Below are 18,703 nucleotides of genomic sequence, written 5' to 3'. Positions count from 1 at the left end.
TTAGGCGCTCCAAAGCAAATTCAGGGGCGCAAGGAGTTTTACATGGCGGCGAAGACAGGAACTACTGGCAGCATGCAAGTCGACACGGACCTCGTCCGCGAACTGGCGGCGATGCTGAACGACACGGGACTGAGTGAAATTGAGGTTGAGGACGGCGAACGCAAAATTCGCGTATCCCGCACGATGACCGCCGTTTCAGCGCCGATGATGGCAGCGCCCGTCGCGCCACCCGCAGCCGCACCCGCAGCAGCCGCGCCAACCGCACCTGCCATATCCGCCAACGCCATGAAATCGCCTATGGTAGGCACGGCCTATCTGGCCCCCGAACCCGATGCGGCACCCTTTGTCAGCGTGGGTCAGCAAGTGAAGGCCGGCGATACCGTCCTGATCATCGAAGCGATGAAGGTCATGAACCCGATTGTCGCCGCCACGTCGGGCACAGTCACCGAAATCTTGGTCGAAAGCGGCCAGCCGGTTGAATTTGACCAGCCCCTGTTGGTGATTGCGTAAACATGGCCATTGAAAAAATCCTTATCGCCAACCGTGGCGAAATTGCGCTGCGCATTCACCGTGCGGCGCATGAAATGGGGATCAAGACGGTTGCCGTCCATTCAACCGCTGATGCCGACGCCATGCATGTGCGGCTGGCGGATGAGGCAATTTGCATCGGGCCGCCATCGGCCACCGACAGCTACCTGAACATTCCAGCGATTATTTCTGCCGCCGAAATCAGCCATGCCGATGCGATCCATCCAGGCTATGGCTTTTTGTCGGAAAATGCACAATTTGCCGAAATCGTCGAAAGCCACGGCATCAAATGGATTGGACCCAAGCCCGAACATATCCGCACGATGGGCGACAAGGTGGAGGCGAAGCGGACCGCAGGCGCATTAGGTTTGCCGCTTGTCCCCGGCTCCGACGGCGCGATTGAAGATGTCGGCGAAGCCAAGGCCATAGCGCGTGAAATTGGCTATCCGGTCATCATCAAGGCGGCGTCTGGCGGCGGCGGGCGCGGCATGAAGGTCGTGAACAGCGAAGAAGAGCTGGAGACCCAGATGCAGCAAGCAGGGTCCGAAGCGAAAGCCGCCTTTGGCGATGCGACGGTCTATCTTGAAAAATATCTGGGCAACCCGCGCCATATCGAATTTCAAATTTTCGGCGATGGCAATGGCCATGCTGTCCATTTGGGGGAGCGCGATTGTTCCTTACAGCGGCGTCACCAAAAGGTTTTGGAAGAAGCGCCTTCGCCCGTGCTTGCCACCGCAGAGCGTGATCGTATGGGCAATATCTGCGCCAAGGCGATGGCCGATATGGGCTATCGCGGGGCGGGCACCATCGAATTTTTGTGGGAAAATGGTGAATTCTATTTCATCGAAATGAACACGCGGTTGCAGGTCGAACATCCTGTCACCGAAATGATCACGGGCATTGATCTGGTGCGCGAGCAGATCCGCGTGGCCGAAGGCAAGCCGCTTTCGTTTAGCCAAGAGGATGTTACTTTCACGGGCCACGCGGTTGAATGCCGGATCAATGCCGAAGACCCGCGCACGTTCATGCCGTCACCTGGCACGGTGACCTGGTACCACCCGCCGGGCGGCCTGTATGTCCGCGTCGATAGCGGTTTATATCATGGCTATAAGGTCCCGCCTTATTATGACAGCATGATTGCCAAGCTGATTGTCTATGGTCAAACGCGTGAAGGATGCCTGATGCGGTTGCGCCGTGCGCTCGGCGAATTTGTCATTGAAGGCATGAAAACCACCATTCCGTTGCATCAACGCTTGTTGGAAGAACCTGATTTCCAGAATGGCAATTACACCATCAAATGGCTTGAAGAATGGCTGGCGAAGGACGCGGAATAAGTCTTTCGCGCCGTGCGGTCGCGTTTGGGTTGGCGGCCCTGCCGCTTGTCGGCTGCGCGCCCGTAGGGCCCGACCGTGATGTACAGTTCATTCCAGCGAACAAGGCCGCCGCGCTCAAGCCCGATGACCCCAAGCGCCTATTGGAATTGGTGAAGCTTGATCCGGCAATCAGGCTCGACATGCGTTATGCAACGTCAAACAATTTTACCGGCCGGGTGTTGTATGATGAGGCACGGGCATTTTTGGCGGCCCCGGCGGCACAAGCGGTCGCACGCGCCAGCAAAATGGCGCAGTCCGATGGCTTTGGCCTGACGATTTATGATGCGTATCGCCCGTGGCGTATTACCAAAAAGCTGTGGGACGCAACGCCGGTTGGCCCGAAAAAGGAATATGTCGCCAACCCCAAACGCGGGTCAAAGCATAATCGTGGCTGCGCGGTCGACCTTACCTTGTATGATCTCCAAACCGGCCAGCTTGTCGAAATGCCCACCGAGTTCGATGATTTTTCGGAAAAAGCGCACCGTGATTATATGGGCGCGTCTACGGCGGCCATTGCCAATCGTGCGCGCTTGGCACGCTATTTGGAGGCCGAGGGATTTGTGGGCCTATCCAACGAATGGTGGCATTTTGATTTTACCGGGTGGGAGCAGTTCCCAGTCATGGATATTCCGTTCAACAAGATCCGCTGACTCCGTTGTTCATCAAAACACTTCCTTACATGAACGTGAACACACAGTTCAGCTTCGCTTCAGCAGAATCGATGCAGACCGTGCCACACGCAGACGCATGGTGCCTCTGCCATGGGGACCTGCCATGAAAAAATACATTCTGATGACTTTGGTGACCGCGTCGGCGCTTTCGTCCATTGCGGCGCATGCCGCCCCGGTCGCACCGGTTCGCGCCGACGTCATGGTTGATGACTATACGGATTTTCAGCGCGAAGAGCGGCGTGCCGAACGGCAAGAGGCACGTGCCAACCGGACGCCGGAACAACCTGCGGAACGTCCACCTATCGTTCAGATTGCGCCACCACCCTCACTGGCGGATCGCCGCGAACGCACCGCCGATAATGAACGCGCCGCCGATAATGCACGCACCGAACGCCGCGAAGCGCGCCAAGACGGTCGTTATTATGATCGCAACCGCGATGGTGAACTTGACCGCCGCTGGGACCGCAATCGCGACGGCAATCTGGACCGGAATTGGGATCGCAACCGCGATGGCCGGTTGGACCGCCGCCTTGACCGCAATGATGATGAACGCATTGACCGTCGCTATGACCGGAACCGCGATGGCCGGTTGGACCGGACACAGGATGGACGCTGGACCAAGTATTGGCGCAATGACAACCGCTATAACTGGCGCAGCTATCGTGAGCGCAACCGAAACGATTACCGGCCCGGCCGTTATTTTGCTCCCTATCGTGACCGCAAGTATAGCCGCATTTCCGTCGGCTTTTCGTTAGGGTCGGGCTATTATGGGTCGCGTTATTGGATCAACGATCCGTGGCGGTACCGCCTGCCCGCCGCTTATGGCAGCTACCGCTGGGTGCGTTATTATGACGATGTCCTTTTGGTGGACCTGCGCAATGGCCGTGTCGTTGACGTCATTCGCGACTTTTTCTGGTAAAATCTTGGGGTCAGGACCTATATTATTGAGCCCGGACTTCACCGTCCGGGCTTTTTTGCTTGTAACCTTGGCCCAAGCTGACCAATCTCCCGCACGTAAAATGGGAGAGGGTTTGATGTTAAATTATCTATTACTTGCAAGCGCGGCTTTGTCGTTCGCAGCGCCAGCGTCCGCTGCGACCCAAGCCATCATCGTTGGCAACCTCATCCCCGATGCTGCGACCGGCCCCACCGGGCCAGCCGTTATCTTAGTCGAAGACGGGCGGATTAAAGACATTGCCAAGGGCATAAACAATCCGTTTCAGGCGGACAGCGTCGTTGACCTGTCAACCATGACTTTGGTCCCCGGCCTCATTGACCTCCATGTCCATTTAACCGGCGACCCCGGCGATGATTATCGCGACGAGGCGGTGAACCCCGATGAATGGGGCGTTGTCATGGGTGTCAAAAACGCAGGCTTGACGGTCAAGGCTGGCTTTACCACCGTGCGTGAGGCTGGCTCTGCGCAAAATACCGCTTTTGTCCTGCGGCGCGGCACCGCGGAAGGCCGCATCATTGGCCCGCGCATTATCGCGGCGGGACCCGCTTTGTCGATTGTCGGCGGGCATGGCGATGTGTCCGGGTTCCGCAACGACGTCATTGCGACATTGGAAACGGGCTACACCTGCACAGGGCCAATCGAATGCGCCGAAAAAGTGCGTAAATCGTCGCGCGCTGGCGCGGACGTTATCAAGATAACTGCGACGGGCGGCGTCTTGTCGCAACAGGGCCGCGGACTGGAGGCGCATTTCACCAGCGACGAAATGCTTGCCATCACCAACACCGCCCATTCGCTTGGGCTAAAAGTCATGGCGCACGCCCATGGTGCGCGCGGTATTGAAGCTGCATCAGCGGCAGGCATTGATTCCATCGAACATGGCACATTTGCCGATGAGGCGGCGTTGAAGGTCATGAAGGCCAAGGGCACAGCTTTGGTTCCGACGTTGATGGCGCTGGAGGGTGTGCGCGCCCGTCTGGGCAAGGGCATTTACACCCCAACGGTTGAGGTAAAGGCAAAACAAGCCGTTGAGGCCGCTGGCCGTCAGGTCCGACGCGCAAAGGCCATGGGCGTCACTATTGCCTTTGGCACCGACGCGGGCGTATTTGAACATGGCAGCAATGGCGGCGAATTTGCCTTATTGGTGAATGCAGGGATGACCCCGACCGAAGCCCTTGCCAGCGCCACCACGATAGCTGCCAAAACGCTTGGGCTTGAAAATGAAATCGGCCGCATCGCGGTTGGCTATTCCGCCGATCTGGTTGCGGTGAATGAAAATCCGCTCAATAACATTCGCACTCTCGAAAAGGCCGAATGGGTCATGGTAAGAGGACGTATCGTTCCGTGATTCGGTGAACTTATGCAAACAGATACGCAAGCCAAAGAGTTTGACCCCAATAATGATCCCGCCAAGCTGGCGCGGATCGGCGCGCATGTCACCAAAAGGTTGAACGCCAATCCGCTTGTCCAAAAGGTCGAACATGAAGACGCGCAATTATATGTCTATCAAGGGTTTTTGAGCGCCAAAGACTGCAAGACATTGATTGCAAAAATTGATGCCGATGCCGTGCCCTCCACCCTGTACAAAGGCACCGATCAACAGGGCTTCCGCACCAGTTACAGTTGCCATCTGAACCGGTGGGACGCATTCATCGCCAAAGTCGAAGCACGCATGAGCGACGTTCTAGGCATCGACAATAATTATGCCGAAACCATGCAGGGGCAGCGGTATCAGATTGGCCAAGAATTCAAAGCGCATCACGATTTTTTCCACCCAAGCCAAAGCTATTGGGAGCAGGAAGGCCCGGGAGGCGGGCAACGCAGTTGGACCGCCATGATCTTCTTGAACGAACCCAAAGAGGGCGGCGCGACCGAATTCCCGCATCTTGGCCTTGGCGTGCGTCCGCAGGCCGGAATGATGCTGATGTGGAACAATGCGAAGCCGGACGGGACACTCAACTATAAAACATTGCATACCGGCACGCCGGTCATTCGCGGGGTGAAGCATATCATCACCAAATGGTACCGGCAAAATGACTGGCTGGAGATTACGACTTCAAAGATGTCGTAAAAGGCGTCGCAGTTCGCTGACAATGCGCTTATTGTCGTTTGTCGAAATCATATTGCGCTTGGCCGACATGACGCCGACAGCAAGCGCCGAATCCATATCATAACTTTTAGAAACCTTTGAAATACCATCGGAGAATATCGCATGAAAATGAAGCACCATATCCTTCTGCTGGGCTGCGCTGCTTTGCTGTCGCCTGTCGCCGCGCAGGCGCAGACCGCCGCGACCGAAACTGCCGCGACCGAAAGCCAGAAGCTGTCGGCATTATTTGCCGCCGATGATGAGGCAAGCCTGCAACGTAACCCGTTGAACGCCATGTTCCGGGGCGACATGCGCTATGCCGACCGTTTTGGCGATTTCATCTCCGATGCCTATTTCGCCAATGAACGCAAAGCCGCCGAAGCCAATTTGGAGGCCCTGAAAAGCATCGAGCGCGACCGGCTAAACGCCACCGACAAAATCGCCTATGACGTGTTCAAACAAAACCAGACCGATGCGCTCAAGGGCTTGTCTAAAGAGATGATGGACCTGACCGTCGTCCGTCCGCTCAATCACTTTTCTGGCTTTCACACTTTCTATCCGACCTTTGCCAGCGGACAGGGCGCAGCGCCGTTCAAGACCGTGCAGGATTATGACAACAACCTGAAACGACATAAAGAATTTATCATACTCATGGATCGGTCGATTGACCGTTTCCGTCAGGGCATGGCGACGGGCGTGTTTGAAACGAAGATGACGATCACGAACGTCGTCGATCAATTGAATACGCAGCTTGCGCAAAAGACCGAAGAATCGCCTTATTATGGTCCAGTCCTGAAATTCCCCGAAGGTTTCAGCGATGCCGACAAGGCGCGGCTGACGTCCGAATATCGCGACATCATCGAAAACGGCCTCTACCCCGCCAATGCCCGCCTGCGCGACTTTCTGCGCGACAGCTATTTGCCCTTGGCGCGCGAACAGGTCGGCCTTTCGGCGATGAAGGGCGGCGAAGGCCTGTATCAATATATGATCGAGCAGACGACGACCTTGCCGTTGAAGGCCGACGACATCCACAATCTCGGCCTGTCCGAAGTTGCGCGAATCACATCGGGGATGGAGGCGATCCGCAAGGAAGTCGGGTTCAAAGGCACTTTGCCCGAATTTTTTGACCATTTGCGTTCGGATCCCAAGTTCAAACTCGCCAGCCGTGATGCCTTGACGCAAGGCTATTACGACATTGGCAAGATTGTCGATGCGAAGATTTCGACGCAGTTCAAATATCTTCCCAAGGCACCGCTTGAAATCAAACCTTATGAAGAATTCCGCGAAAAATACGAAGCTGGCGGCAGTTATCAGCCCGGCACGCCCGACGGTTCGCGCGCCGGCACATTTTATTTCAACGCCTATGACCTGCCAAGCCGCACGACCCCGGGTATGACCACGCTCTATCTGCACGAAGGTGCGCCGGGGCATCATTTCCAGATCAGCATCGCGCAGGAAAATGAAAAATTGCCTGCCTTCATGCGCTTTGGCGGTAACACCGCTTATGTGGAGGGCTGGGCGCTATATTCGGAAACCTTGGGCTATGACATGGGCCTGTTCAAAGACCCATATCAACGCTTCGGCACATTGTCGGACGAAATGCTCCGCGCCATGCGTCTTGTGGTCGACACTGGCCTGCACAGCAAGGGTTGGACGCGCCAACAAGCCATCGATTATATGCTCGCCAACAGCGACATGGGCAAAACCGATGCAACCGCAGAGGTGGAACGCTATATCGCCATTCCAACACAAGCCTTGGCGTATAAAATCGGGTCGCTCACGATAATGCGCCTAAAGGACAAGGCCAAGGCGCAATTGGGCAAAAAATTCGACGTGCGCGAATTCCATAATCAGGTTTTGAACACCGGCGCGTTGCCGCTGACTGTTCTGGAAAAGAAAATCGACGATTGGATTGCTGCGTCGAAGTAAAATTGCGCGCTTCCCAGTGAGAATGCTTGCCGGGAAGTTAGGGCTAGGACTTGTTAAATCCACCTTCAATGGCGGATTTAACTGGTCCTGACCCTAGCCGCTTGATTGGTGTGGCATGTTGATATAGCTCGCCTGTCAGGGGGAGAGTTATTTATGCCAAGTTTTGCCGCCAGCTTTGCTGGTTTTGCGCTGCGCACCACGGGCTATTATCGCCGGATGTTCACGGGCGGGCCGCAATTTGAAAAGAATATTGCAAAGGTCCGTTCCGGGCCCTTGCCATCGCCCAAAGCGCATGCCGAGGTCGATATTCGGCAAAGCGAGTTTCAGGGCCGTCCTGTTTGGCACCTTGCGCCCAAGGGTCGTGCGCCGTCGGCGCATATCCTGTTCTGGCATGGTGGCGGCTATGTCTATCCGGCAACCGACATCCATTGGAAATTTCTGTCGCGCATGGCGGCGCAACATGGCTGGTCCATCACCGCGCCGCTCTATCCGCTCGCGCCGGAAAATACGGCTGCCCATATCACCAATTGGGCGATGGACTATTATACAGGCTATCTGGCGGAGATGGGCGAAAAAGCGTTTGTCATGGGCGGCGACTCTGCAGGGGGCGGACTGACCGCTGCGTTGGCGCACATGGCGCGCGACACACAGCAAACTTTGCCTGCCAGTCTGCTGCTCATTTGCCCATGGCTCAACCTTGACCCCGCGCATCCCGACCAGTTGAAAACGGAACCACGCGACGGCATCCTGACCATCAGCGGTATTTCCGCAGGCGGCATGCTTTATGCGGGCGATTTACCCCGCGATGACCCAAGATGCAGCCCGATTTTTGGCAATTGGGACGGATTACCGCCGATCCTGGCCTTTGCCGGTGGCGACGACATATTGGTTACTGACTCGCGGGCATTAAAGGCCAAGCTGCCGTCGGTGGAGCTTATCGAGCATGCGGGCATGCTACATGATTGGCCGATTTTCAGTTTCCGTGAGTCGCGCAAGGCGCAGGCAAAAATGGCCAATTTTGTCGCACCGGCGGTGACGTAACGCATTTGCGCTTGGGCCAGCCGAGCGTTATGCTGTCTGTATGAATATGAACGCATCATGCCAGCGGTAAAGGCCGCCAACCCGCGCGCGGTTTTCGCCGCTGACGATTGGCGCGCCATCACCACCTTGTCTCGTTGGCGCGGCATCTGGCTTGTGCTGCATGCTTGGATGGTTGTCGCGCTCGCGGCCTTTGGCGGCGCGGCGGCATGGGACTATCACTGGTTGGCCGGATTATTGGCAACGCCTTTGGCGCTGGCGATATTGGGCGGGCGGCAATTGGGGCTTTCGATCCTGATGCATGATGGCGCGCATGGCCTGCTGCACCCCAACCGCAAGACCAATAACTGGCTTGGCCAATGGCCGACGGGCGCGGCGACGGGCAGCGATTTGTTCGCCTATCGCGCCTATCATTTGACGCATCACAAATTCACGCAGCAGCCCGAAGACCCCGACCTTTCTTTGTCCGCCCCCTTCCCCACCAGCCGCGATAGCCTGCGCCGCAAATTCATCCGCGACCTGACGGGGCAGACATTTTACAAGCAACGCCGCGCGCAATTTGCCCTCGCTTTGCGCGGGGCAAGCAACACCGCACACACCGTAGGCCGGTTCTTGGTCTTGCAAGCCATATTGCTAACGATATCTTTACTCGTCTGGGGCTGGGTGCCGTTTGTGCTCTGGCTGGCGGCGCTGGCCACAAGTTTTCAATTATTCCTGCGCATCCGCAACATCGCCGAACATGCCTGCACCCCGACCGGCAGCGGCGACCCGTTCACGCATGCGCGGACCACTTATGCCGGCCTTATCGCCCGCTTTACGGTCGCGCCTTATTGGGTGAATTATCACAGCGAGCATCATCTGTTCATGGGTGTGCCCTGCTACCATCTGGCGGCGACCCATCGCCTGCTCGGAACGGGCGGCTATCATCCGAAGATGACCCTATCGCCCAATTATCGCGACGTTCTGACGCAGGCCGTCAACTGACCGAGGGCGCACGGGCGCTTTGCCGTTCGATGATTTCCAGAAGCGCGTCGATTTTTGCATGCAAGCGCAGGATTTCTAGCTCGGCGCGCAAATTGACTTCATAATCATGCGCGGCGGCAATGCGGTCTTTGGCCGACTGGCGATTTTGGCTCATCATGATGATGGGCGCTTGAATCGCCGCAACCGTTGACAGCATCAGGTTCAAAAAGATGAACGGATAAGGGTCAAATGGCGTGCCCAATTTGCCCAATATCTGCGAATTCAAAAGCATCCAGCCAAGCAATACAGCGGCAAAGACCATGATGAATTTCCATGATCCGCCAACCGCCGCGACCTTGTCGGATAGGCGTTGGCCAAAAGTCGCCTGTTCGTCGACAATATCGCCAACGTCGCGGCTGGTGTGCTGCACATGGTGAATATGGTGCAGCACCTTGGCCTCTTCGACCTCCAACTGGTCCAGCGATTTTCCAAGCAGGTCAATCGCCAGTTTTTCGACCGAAGGCACCTCTTTCATGTCAATCCTCCTGCAATGTTCCAACCGGACGGCGCTCGCCTTAGCTATGCAAGCGCCTCGGCAATGAGCTGACGGCTGTTGGCCAATCCGTATAAAGCGATGAAGCTGCCCATGCGTGGACCGGCGCTTGAACCCAACAGCGTTTCATACAAGGCCTTGAACCAGTCGCGCAGATTTTCGAATCCACCCTCTTTACCGATGGCATAGACGATGTTCTGAATATCCTCGGCGCTGGCGTCCGCAGGCAATTCCGCCAGTCGCGCATCGAGCATCTGCAAGGCGGCAATCTCAACGCCTTCGGGCTTGCGCTTGTGCAAGGTCGGCGCGACGAAATCGCGGTTATAGGCAAGCGCAATAGGGATCAACTCGGCCAGTTCGGGCGCGTTTTCGGGCGAGACATTATCGGCATAATTGCCAAGATAGGCCCAAACCTGCGCCTCGGTGGCACCTGCACCCATCACGCCGACAAGGTTCAGCAACAGGCCGAACGTCACCGGCGGCTGCCCGCTGGGTACTTGGCCATTGTGGACATGGTGTACAGGGTTGCCCAGCCGCTTTTCAATCGGTTGTTCATGCCATTGCGCGCGGAACTGAAAATATTCGTCCACGGCCTTAGGCACGACGCCCAAATGCAGTTGCTTGGCGCTTTTGGGTTCGCGAAAGGCGTAAAAGGCAACGCTGTTTTCGGTGCCATATTTCAACCAATCCTCAAGCGCGAGGCCATTGCCCTTGGACTTGGAAATCTTCTCGCCTTTTTCGTCGAGGAACATTTCGTAAATCAGGCTTTCGGGCGGCCGCCCGCCAAGCACGCGCGCGATCTTGCCCGATTGCACGCCGCTGTCGATTAGGTCCTTGCCATACATTTCATAATCGACGCCCAACGCGACCCAGCGCATCGCCCAATCGACCTTCCATTGCAGCTTTGCCTTGCCGCCCAAGACCGATTGCGTGACCATGTCGCCATTGTCATCAAAACGAACAAGGCCAGCCTCGGCATCGACAACCTCAACCGGCACCTGAAGCACGACGCCGGTCTTCTCGCTGATCGGCAGTATCGGCGAATAGGTCGCGGCACGTTCCTTGCGCAACGTGGGCAGCATGATGTCCAATATGCCCTGATAATTGCGCAGCACATTTTTCAGGGCATCGTCAAACGCGCCGCTTTCATATTGCGACGATGACGAGATAAATTCATATTCAAAACCGAACTGGTCGAGGAAATCGCGCAGCATCGCATTGTTATGCGCGGCAAAGCTTTCAAACTTTTCAAACGGATCGGGGATGCGCGACAAAGGCTTGCCCAAATGTTCGGTGAGCATCGCCTGGTTCGGCACATTGTCTGGCACCTTGCGCAGGCCATCCATATCGTCCGAAAATTCGATCAGGCGCGTTGGCGCATCGGACAAGGTCCGGAACGCATTGCGCACCATCGTCGTGCGCAGCACTTCGTTAAAGGTGCCGATGTGGGGCAGGCCCGATGGACCATAGCCACATTCGAAAATAATCGCCTGACCATCGGGCTTGCCATGGGGATAGCGTTTCAACAAACGCCGCGCCTCTTCATAAGGCCAGGCTTTTGAGGCCAATGCTATATCGCGAAGCTCAGTCACATGTTGCTCTTTCGTTCCAAATACGCCTATCAGGGCTCATGGAAACTCCACTAGCCTTTCCTGCGCTCCACGCAAGCCATGCCGGTATTTGGATGGGCAGCAATGGCGGAGTTGTGCAAACAATTGGCAAGGGTGAAGCGGCGGGCCGGGCGGCGGAAACGCCGATGGTCATGCTGAATGCGCCTTTGGTCGCGCAAAGGCTTGGCTATCCCGATTTGTCGGGGCTTGACCTTCTGGAGCTATATGCCTTTGTCTACCCCGCGCGCTTTGCCGTTCCAACGCCCAAGGGATTGGCAAAGAACTTGAACTTACCAGCGCCTGCCACGGATCAAGACGTGCCTTTATTCTTGCTGCGCGCCGCGCAAAATTTGCTGTCGGTGCTGGGCGACCCTGCTTGGGCCGAACGCGAAGGGGCTTGGGATTCGGCCCAAGCGTTGATGCGGCTGCGCTGGCCATGGGCAAATCTGGTGTTGGCGCAACTTAAAAAGCCCGAACGCCCCGAACGCTGGCTGTTCAGCCGCCTGCCCGAATGGGAGGAGGCCGCGCCGCGCACCCCGCCGCGCGTGGTGACGTTGCAGGCCGATGCCGTGCAAGAACGCTTGGCATCTTTGGTCGGCGGCTCTGCGGAAACACGGCAAGGGCAGCGCGATTTTGCCCAAGCCGCAGCGGCCATTTTCGCACCGCGCACGCGCAAGGGCGAACCGCATATGGTGCTGGCGGAGGCCGGCACAGGTATTGGCAAGACGCTTGGCTATCTCGCACCTGCCAGCCTGTGGGCGACCGCCGCCGACGGCACGGTGTGGATTTCCACCTTTACCAAGGCGTTGCAACGGCAATTGGTGCGCGAGGCGAAGCGCATATATCCCGACCATGAAACGTTCAAGTCCAAGGTTGTCGTCCGCAAGGGTCGCGAAAATTATCTGTGCCTTTTGAACTTGGAGGATGCCTTGCAAGGCGGCTTTGCCGGACGCGCGGCGACCCTTGCGCATTTGGTGGCGCGCTGGGCGGCCTATTCGCATGATGGCGACATGATTGGGGGCGATTTACCCGGATGGTTGCCGACCTTGTTCCGGCGCAATGGCTCCACCGCGTTGACCGACCGGCGCGGCGAATGCATTTATGCCGGATGCCCACATTATAAAAAATGCTTCATTGAACGCGCCGCACGTTCATCGGTGCAGGCCGAAATTGTCATCGCCAATCATGCTTTGATGATGGTCAACGCCGCGCGCGGGCGGGATGAACAAAACCGACCAAGCCGGATCATTTTTGATGAAGGCCATCATCTGTTTGATGCCGCCGATTCGATGTTTGCCGCCGCGCTGACAGGGCAAGAAACGATTGAGTTGCGCCGCTGGGTCATTGGCCCCGAAGGCAAGGCACGCGGGCGACGGCGCGGGCTTTCGGCGCGGCTTGCCGATGTCGCATCTTATGATGAAGAAGGCGGCCTTGCCATTGAAATGGCGCGCGTCGCGGCTGAGGCTTTGCCCGGCGAGGGATGGTTGGCGCGTTTGGCCGAAGGCACGCCATCGGGACCAATTGAACGATTGCTGTCCGCCGTCCGGACGATGGTGTTCGCCCGCGACGAAACCAATGCAACCGAAAGCGGCTATGGTCTGGAGACCGAGCTTGCCGATCCTGACCCAAAAGTCATAGACGCCGCCGCCGATGCCGCCATCGCGCTGGAGGCGCTGGCAAGACCGCTGACGGTGCTTGGGCAACGTTTGGAAGCAATGATAGCCGACCCGCCCGATTGGCTCGATGGCAGCGCCCGCGCGCGCGTCGAGGGGGCAATGGCAAGCCTAAGCTGGCGCATCGACACATTGCGCGCATGGATATCGATGTTGGCGCGCGCCGTCGGCCCCGTTGACCCCGAATATATCGACTGGCTGGCGATTGACCGGTTCGAAGGCCGCGAAATGGACATTGGTATGCACCGCCGTTGGCTCGACCCGATGAAGCCCGTGGCGGAGGTCTTGCTGAAGCCGAGCCATGGCGTGCTGGCCACATCCGCAACCTTGCGCAGCGGTGGCGACTGGCAAAATGCCGAGGCGCGGACCGGGGCAAGTCATCTGGATAAGCCAGCGACGCATTTTTCGGCGATCAGCCCGTTTGACTATAAAGCGCAAGCCGAAGTGCTGATCGTCACCGATATTAAAAAGGGCGATGCTGCCGCCTTGGCAGGGGCTTATGCCGCGTTGATTACCGCGTCAGGCGGCGGCGTTCTTGGCCTGTTCACCGCGATACGGCGGTTGCGATCCACCTATGCGCGCATCGCCGACCGCTTGGCGCGGGACGGACTGCCGCTGTATGCGCAACATGTGGACCCCATTGATACCGGCACACTTGTCGACATATTCCGCGATGACCCGCATGCAAGCTTGCTTGGCACCGACGCATTGCGCGACGGGGTGGACGTGCCCGGCCATTCGCTGCGGCTGGTCATTATGGAGCAAATCCCTTGGCCCCGCCCCGACATCTTGCACCGCGCGCGGCGTTTGAAACATGGCGGCATGGAATATGACGACCGCATCATCCGCGCAAAAATGGCGCAGGCCTTTGGCCGCCTGATCCGGAGTGCCGGCGACAAAGGCCATTTTGTGTTGCTGTCATCGGCGGTGCCAAGCCGCCTTTTGTCGGCATTTCCACCGGGCACGCCCATCCGCCGGGTAACGCTGGAAGAGGCTGTGAATTCGGTTAAATCAGGTCTTTCGTCTGACACAAATTTGCGGCAGGACGGTGCAAACATGTTGGAAGCGAGCAACCCTATTTGACCTTCACCCTTACCTTGTTCCGCCATGCCAAATCGAGTTGGGATGACGCCGTTCCACGCGATTTTGACCGTCCGCTCAATAAACGCGGGGAAAAAGCGGCGCTTATCATGGGCATCTGGGTAAAACGCAACGGATTTACCTTTGACCATGTCGTCGCAAGCCCCGCGGTGCGCGTGATCGAAACGATTGATCATTTTGTGAAGGGCACTGGTGATCGGATCGAGCCCAATTGGGACCGCCGGATTTATCTGGCGTCCTCTGCGACGTTGATGGACGTGCTGCGCGACCAAGCCGATGCACATAAAAACCTGTTGATGGTCGGGCATAATCCGGGGCTAGAGGATCTTGTGTTCGACATCTGCCCCGACGACGGCACCTCGCCTTTGCGCGATTTGGTTTGGGAGAAATATCCGACCGCCGCGATTGCGCGAATGGAATTGAACGTCGCGCGCTGGGCCGATGTGGATCGCAAATGCGGGAAATTGACGCACTTCATCCGGCCTCGCGATCTTGACCCCGAACTCGGACCCGAAGACGAATGACCCCCATTATTTGGCGCAACGCCGATGTGCGTGATGCCGAAGCGCTGAGCTTTCTTGGCGCGGCAACGTTCATGGCTACCTTCGCTTTTGACCATCCCGGCCAACCAATGATGGAACATCTGCGGCAAGAACATAGCACCGCATATTATGCCGCGGCACTTCGCGATCCGGCAACCGATATCGTGCTTGGCGAAACCCCGCTGGGCGCACCTGTTGGCTATGCCATGGTCACACCTGCGGCCCATCCTGCGGTGCAGCAAGACAGCGATATCGAGTTAAAGCGTATTTATATGCTGGGGCCGTGGCAGGGCGGTGGTAATGGCAAAGACCTGTTAGATCTGGTGTTCGCGGTGGCCGAAAAACGCGGGGCAAAACGCCTGCTGCTGTCCGTCTACGAAAAAAATGTGCGCGCCATCGGCTTTTACGAACGAGCTGGCTTTGTGGCGATTGGCGAAACGGTCTTCATGGTGGGCAAAGTGCCCTTCCGCGACTTGGTCTACGCCCGGAATATGGGTTAAGCTGCGGCCAAAGCGGACGCCAGCCGGTCGCGCACCGCCTGCAAAGCACCAAAGTCGAACGCTGCAACCGACGATTGCTCGGGCGTAGGTGCATGAGGCCGCGCATCCTGTGCCCCGCCTTCCGTCAGAAAACGACGCGCGCCCTTCACGGTATAGCCTTCTGCATACAATAAGCGATGGATAGTATGCAGCAGGACGACATCTTCGGGCCGATACAACCGTCGGCCACCCGCACGCGTCAGAGGCCGCAGCATGGGGAACTGTTCTTCCCAATAGCGCAATATATGCGTGCGAACGCCCAACGCCTCGGCCATTTCACCAATGTTACGGAAGGCGTCAGCCGATTTTTCGCGCATAAAAGTTATTTTACCTTTTGGCGCATGCCTTGGCTTGCACGGAATGTAAGCACCCGGCGCGGCGTAATTGGCACTTCCACGCCTGTTTTTGGGTTGCGCCCGATACGCTCGGCCTTGTCCCGAAGAACAAAGGTGCCAAAACCAGAAATTTTGACATTGTCACCGTCCAGTAACGCATCGGTCATATGATCGAGGATTGATTCGACCATCGCCGCAGCGTCTGCACGCGACAAACCAATTTGACGGTTAAGCATCTCGGCCAAATCAGCGCGAGTTAAAGTTCCTGCATCAGCCATATTCGTCTCCGGACCTTGACATCGAGTGGTAAGATCATAGCATACAACATAAATTTGAATTGTAAAATAGCGATAATGTAGAAAAGTTACATCCGTATAATTAAATTTACATACGTACGATTGATGCGCCCCAAGTGAATCCGCCACCCATCGCTTCCAGAACGACAACGTCCCCTTTTTTGATCCGGCCATCGCGCACGGCGACATCGAGGGCCAACGGAACCGACGCCGCAGATGTATTGGCGTGCTGGTCAACGGTAAGGACGACTTTATTCGGGTCAAGCGCCAGTTTCTTGGCCGTCGCCGCAATAATCCGGGCATTAGCCTGATGCGGAACGACCCAGTCAATGTCGGCTGGCGTCAAGTCTGTCGCGGCAAGCACCTCGTGCAATACATTGGTGAGATTGGTTACGGCATGGCGGAACACCTCCCGACCCTTCATCCGCAATTGGCCGACGGTGCCCGTGGTGGATGGACCGCCGTCGACATATAATAATTCATTATGTTGACCATCGGCATGCAATTTGGTCACCAGCGCGCCGCGAATGCCAACCTCGCCTGACAAGACTACCGCGCCAGCGCCGTCACCAAATAATACGCATGTCGTGCGGTCTTCCCAGTCCAATATGCGGCTAAATGTTTCGGCCCCGATGACTAATGCATTATGGGCTGAACCTGCGCGGATCATGCTTTCCGCGACGGAAAAGGCATAGAGAAAGCCCGAGCAAACCGCGGCCACATCAAAGGCAACGCCGCCATTGCAGCCAAGCGCATGTTGCACGATGGTGGCAGAGGCGGGAAAAGTCTGGTCGGGCGTAGCGGTCGCCAATATGATGAGATCAATGTCGCTGGCCGACATGCCAGCCGCGTCAAGCGCCCGGCGCGATGCTTCGATCGCAAGGCTGGATGTTGTTTCATCGGGCTCGGCGATGTGGCGAAACTTTATACCCGTCCGCTCTGTAATCCATTCATCGGTCGTATCGACTCTGCGGGCCAGTTCAGCGTTCGACACGCGGTTGCGTGGAAGCGCCGACCCAGTGCCTTTGATAACGGCACGAAGAGCGACTTCGGTCACTCGGCCTGTATCCGCGCAAGATCTTGCGTGATGCGCGCGGTAATGTCTTCTTCGACCAATCGCGCCGCCACCTCGACCGCATTGGCCACACCCTTGATATTGGCGCTGCCATGGCTTTTGACGACGACACCGTTCAGTCCCATGAAGACAGCGCCATTATGATTATTGGGATCAAGATGGTGCCGCAGCAATTCGGTGGCCGGACGCGATACCAGAAAACCGAATTTCGAACGGATCGAGCTGGTGAAGGCCCGGCGCAAAAGATCCGTGACGAAACGCGCCGTGCCTTCGATGGACTTCAACGCGATGTTGCCGGTAAAGCCATCGCACACAACGACATCACATTGGCCGAGGTTGATCTTGTCGGCCTCAACAAAGCCCTGAAAATCCATGTGTAGCCCGGTGGCGTCGCGCAAATGCTGCGCCGCGTCACGAAGTTGATCGGTGCCCTTCATTTCCTCGGTACCGATGTTCAGCAAGCGGACACGCGGACGGTCAAAGCCGAAAATGATACGCGAATAGGCCGCGCCCATGACGGCAAACTGGACAAGGTTTTTGGCCTCACACTCGGTGTTTGCCCCCAGATCCAACATCACCACATCGGTATCTTCCAGCGTCGGCAGCAAGGCAGAAAGCGCTGGCCTGTCGATGCCGGGCATCGTGCGCAGGGCAAGTTTGGCGGTAGCCATTAATGCGCCGGTATTGCCAGCGCTGACGGCGGCGCTGGCATTGCCTGACTTTACGGCATTGATCGCCATGCCCATGGAGCTGGTTTTGGCCTTGCGCAGGGCGGCGCTGACCTTGTCATCGGGCGTAACGACGACATCGCTATGAAGGATTTCGGAGGCAGCGCGCAAATTGGGGTGCTTATCGAGCGCAGACTTAATCTGCGTTTCGTCACCCACCAAAAGAAATTTGAAACTGTCGTGCCGGTGACGTGCCAAAGCCGCGCCTGCGATCATCACAGGAACGCCTTCGTCACCGCCCATCGCGTCAATGGCGATACGCGGTTTCATCGACACCAGCTATTCTCCTTGAACAGGATTAGGCGACTGCTACCACTTCGCGGCCATTATAGTGGCCACAGGCATCGCACAGATGATGTGGACGCTTCAATTCACCACAGTTGGCGCATTCTTGGTAAGCAGCAACCTTAAGCGAATCATGGCTACGACGCATGCCGCGCTTCGAAGGGGATGTTTTTCTTTTGGGGACAGCCATTTCGGCACCTGTTCCATTTCAAAATCAATAAGTTCTAGGGCATGATAGGCGAAAGAGATGGTCGTGGCAAGCAATCGCCAGAATCGGCCTCATTCATCCGCACATGTCTGTGTGAGCGGCGCGATATAATTGTTTTTCGGTGCTTTGCAAGCCGAGAGATAGCAGTTAGGGTCACGCACCGAACAGGGAGAGAATATATGTTAGGGTCAGGACCACTTAAATCCACCTTC

The 18,703-nt window shown here is 56.9% G+C and carries 19 protein-coding genes; 12 read left to right on the top strand and 7 right to left on the bottom strand.

Annotated elements, in window-relative coordinates:
- The first annotated feature begins 42 nt into the window (after positions 1 to 42).
- From accB to HEQ34_RS08775, 9 genes are all read left to right on the top strand, one after another.
- Complete coding sequence (gene accB / locus HEQ34_RS08815; protein ID WP_296199764.1) at positions 43 to 510, top strand: acetyl-CoA carboxylase biotin carboxyl carrier protein; 468 nt, start codon at positions 43 to 45, stop codon at positions 508 to 510.
- Between the two features lie 2 nt (positions 511 to 512).
- On the top strand, positions 513 to 1,862 hold the full coding sequence (gene accC / locus HEQ34_RS08810; protein WP_296199763.1) for an acetyl-CoA carboxylase biotin carboxylase subunit: 1,350 nt from the start codon (positions 513 to 515) through the stop codon (positions 1,860 to 1,862).
- The gene (locus HEQ34_RS08805) at positions 1,838 to 2,551 is read left to right on the top strand and encodes a M15 family metallopeptidase (RefSeq protein ID WP_296199761.1); all 714 of its coding nucleotides are present in this window, start codon (positions 1,838 to 1,840) and stop codon (positions 2,549 to 2,551) included. Before accC ends, HEQ34_RS08805 begins: the two co-directional genes overlap by 25 nt.
- Before the next feature lie 124 nt (positions 2,552 to 2,675).
- The gene (locus HEQ34_RS08800; RefSeq protein WP_296199760.1) at positions 2,676 to 3,491 is read left to right on the top strand and encodes an RcnB family protein; all 816 of its coding nucleotides are present in this window, start codon (positions 2,676 to 2,678) and stop codon (positions 3,489 to 3,491) included.
- Between the two features lie 115 nt (positions 3,492 to 3,606).
- On the top strand, positions 3,607 to 4,875 hold the full coding sequence (locus HEQ34_RS08795; protein ID WP_296199758.1) for an amidohydrolase family protein: 1,269 nt from the start codon (positions 3,607 to 3,609) through the stop codon (positions 4,873 to 4,875).
- Positions 4,876 to 4,887: 12 nt separating this feature from the next.
- Entirely contained in the window at positions 4,888 to 5,598 is a 711-nt protein-coding gene (locus HEQ34_RS08790) for a 2OG-Fe(II) oxygenase (RefSeq protein ID WP_296199756.1), read from the top strand.
- Positions 5,599 to 5,739: 141 nt separating this feature from the next.
- Positions 5,740 to 7,545, top strand: a complete 1,806-nt coding sequence (locus tag HEQ34_RS08785; protein ID WP_296199754.1) for a DUF885 family protein — start codon at positions 5,740 to 5,742, stop codon at positions 7,543 to 7,545.
- A gap of 153 nt (positions 7,546 to 7,698) precedes the next feature.
- Positions 7,699 to 8,586 (top strand): alpha/beta hydrolase fold domain-containing protein, encoded by an 888-nt coding sequence (locus HEQ34_RS08780; protein ID WP_296199751.1) that lies wholly within the window; start codon positions 7,699 to 7,701, stop codon positions 8,584 to 8,586.
- Positions 8,587 to 8,643: 57 nt separating this feature from the next.
- Positions 8,644 to 9,567, top strand: coding sequence for a fatty acid desaturase family protein (locus HEQ34_RS08775; protein ID WP_296199750.1), 924 nt, complete (start codon positions 8,644 to 8,646; stop codon positions 9,565 to 9,567).
- Here the strand turns inward: HEQ34_RS08775 and HEQ34_RS08770 are convergent.
- Both HEQ34_RS08770 and HEQ34_RS08765 read right to left on the bottom strand, forming a co-directional pair.
- On the bottom strand, positions 9,560 to 10,081 hold the full coding sequence (locus tag HEQ34_RS08770; protein ID WP_296199748.1) for a DUF1003 domain-containing protein: 522 nt from the start codon (positions 10,079 to 10,081) through the stop codon (positions 9,560 to 9,562). The two genes, HEQ34_RS08775 and HEQ34_RS08770, sit on opposite strands and share 8 nt — an antisense overlap.
- A gap of 44 nt (positions 10,082 to 10,125) precedes the next feature.
- Complete coding sequence (locus tag HEQ34_RS08765) at positions 10,126 to 11,691, bottom strand: lysine--tRNA ligase (protein ID WP_296199746.1); 1,566 nt, start codon at positions 11,689 to 11,691, stop codon at positions 10,126 to 10,128.
- Positions 11,692 to 11,729: 38 nt separating this feature from the next.
- Here HEQ34_RS08765 and HEQ34_RS08760 point away from each other — a divergent pair, with 38 nt between their 5' ends.
- From HEQ34_RS08760 to HEQ34_RS08750, 3 genes are read left to right on the top strand one after another with little or no spacing between them, the layout of a single operon-like run.
- A complete protein-coding gene (locus tag HEQ34_RS08760; protein ID WP_296199743.1) occupies positions 11,730 to 14,465 on the top strand; it encodes an ATP-dependent DNA helicase in 2,736 nt (911 codons plus the stop codon).
- On the top strand, positions 14,462 to 15,007 hold the full coding sequence (locus tag HEQ34_RS08755) for a histidine phosphatase family protein (protein WP_296199740.1): 546 nt from the start codon (positions 14,462 to 14,464) through the stop codon (positions 15,005 to 15,007). Before HEQ34_RS08760 ends, HEQ34_RS08755 begins: the two co-directional genes overlap by 4 nt.
- Entirely contained in the window at positions 15,004 to 15,525 is a 522-nt protein-coding gene (locus HEQ34_RS08750) for a GNAT family N-acetyltransferase (protein WP_296199737.1), read from the top strand. The genes HEQ34_RS08755 and HEQ34_RS08750 overlap by 4 nt, the downstream gene beginning before the upstream one ends.
- Here the strand turns inward: HEQ34_RS08750 and HEQ34_RS08745 are convergent.
- From HEQ34_RS08745 to rpmF, 5 genes are all read right to left on the bottom strand, one after another.
- Positions 15,522 to 15,881: a MerR family transcriptional regulator gene (locus HEQ34_RS08745; protein WP_296199736.1), complete on the bottom strand. Its 360-nt coding sequence runs from the start codon at positions 15,879 to 15,881 to the stop codon at positions 15,522 to 15,524. The two genes, HEQ34_RS08750 and HEQ34_RS08745, sit on opposite strands and share 4 nt — an antisense overlap.
- Before the next feature lie 5 nt (positions 15,882 to 15,886).
- Complete coding sequence (locus HEQ34_RS08740) at positions 15,887 to 16,177, bottom strand: integration host factor subunit alpha (RefSeq protein WP_296199734.1); 291 nt, start codon at positions 16,175 to 16,177, stop codon at positions 15,887 to 15,889.
- A 106-nt stretch (positions 16,178 to 16,283) separates the two neighbouring features.
- Positions 16,284 to 17,252, bottom strand: coding sequence for a beta-ketoacyl-ACP synthase III (locus tag HEQ34_RS08735; protein ID WP_296199731.1), 969 nt, complete (start codon positions 17,250 to 17,252; stop codon positions 16,284 to 16,286).
- Positions 17,249 to 18,268 carry a phosphate acyltransferase PlsX gene (gene plsX, locus HEQ34_RS08730; RefSeq protein WP_296199840.1) on the bottom strand — a complete coding sequence of 340 codons (1,020 nt, stop codon included), beginning with the start codon at positions 18,266 to 18,268 and terminating at the stop codon, positions 17,249 to 17,251. The genes HEQ34_RS08735 and plsX overlap by 4 nt, the downstream gene beginning before the upstream one ends.
- Before the next feature lie 28 nt (positions 18,269 to 18,296).
- Positions 18,297 to 18,473 (bottom strand): 50S ribosomal protein L32, encoded by a 177-nt coding sequence (gene rpmF, locus HEQ34_RS08725; protein ID WP_125229645.1) that lies wholly within the window; start codon positions 18,471 to 18,473, stop codon positions 18,297 to 18,299.
- Positions 18,474 to 18,703: the final 230 nt, after the last annotated feature.

The organism is Sphingorhabdus sp. (assembly GCF_023910635.1).
Classification (GTDB): Bacteria; Pseudomonadota; Alphaproteobacteria; order Sphingomonadales; family Sphingomonadaceae; genus Sphingorhabdus_B.
Note: the sequence above shows the minus strand (reverse complement) of the source record. Positions and strands in the feature narration are given on the sequence as shown.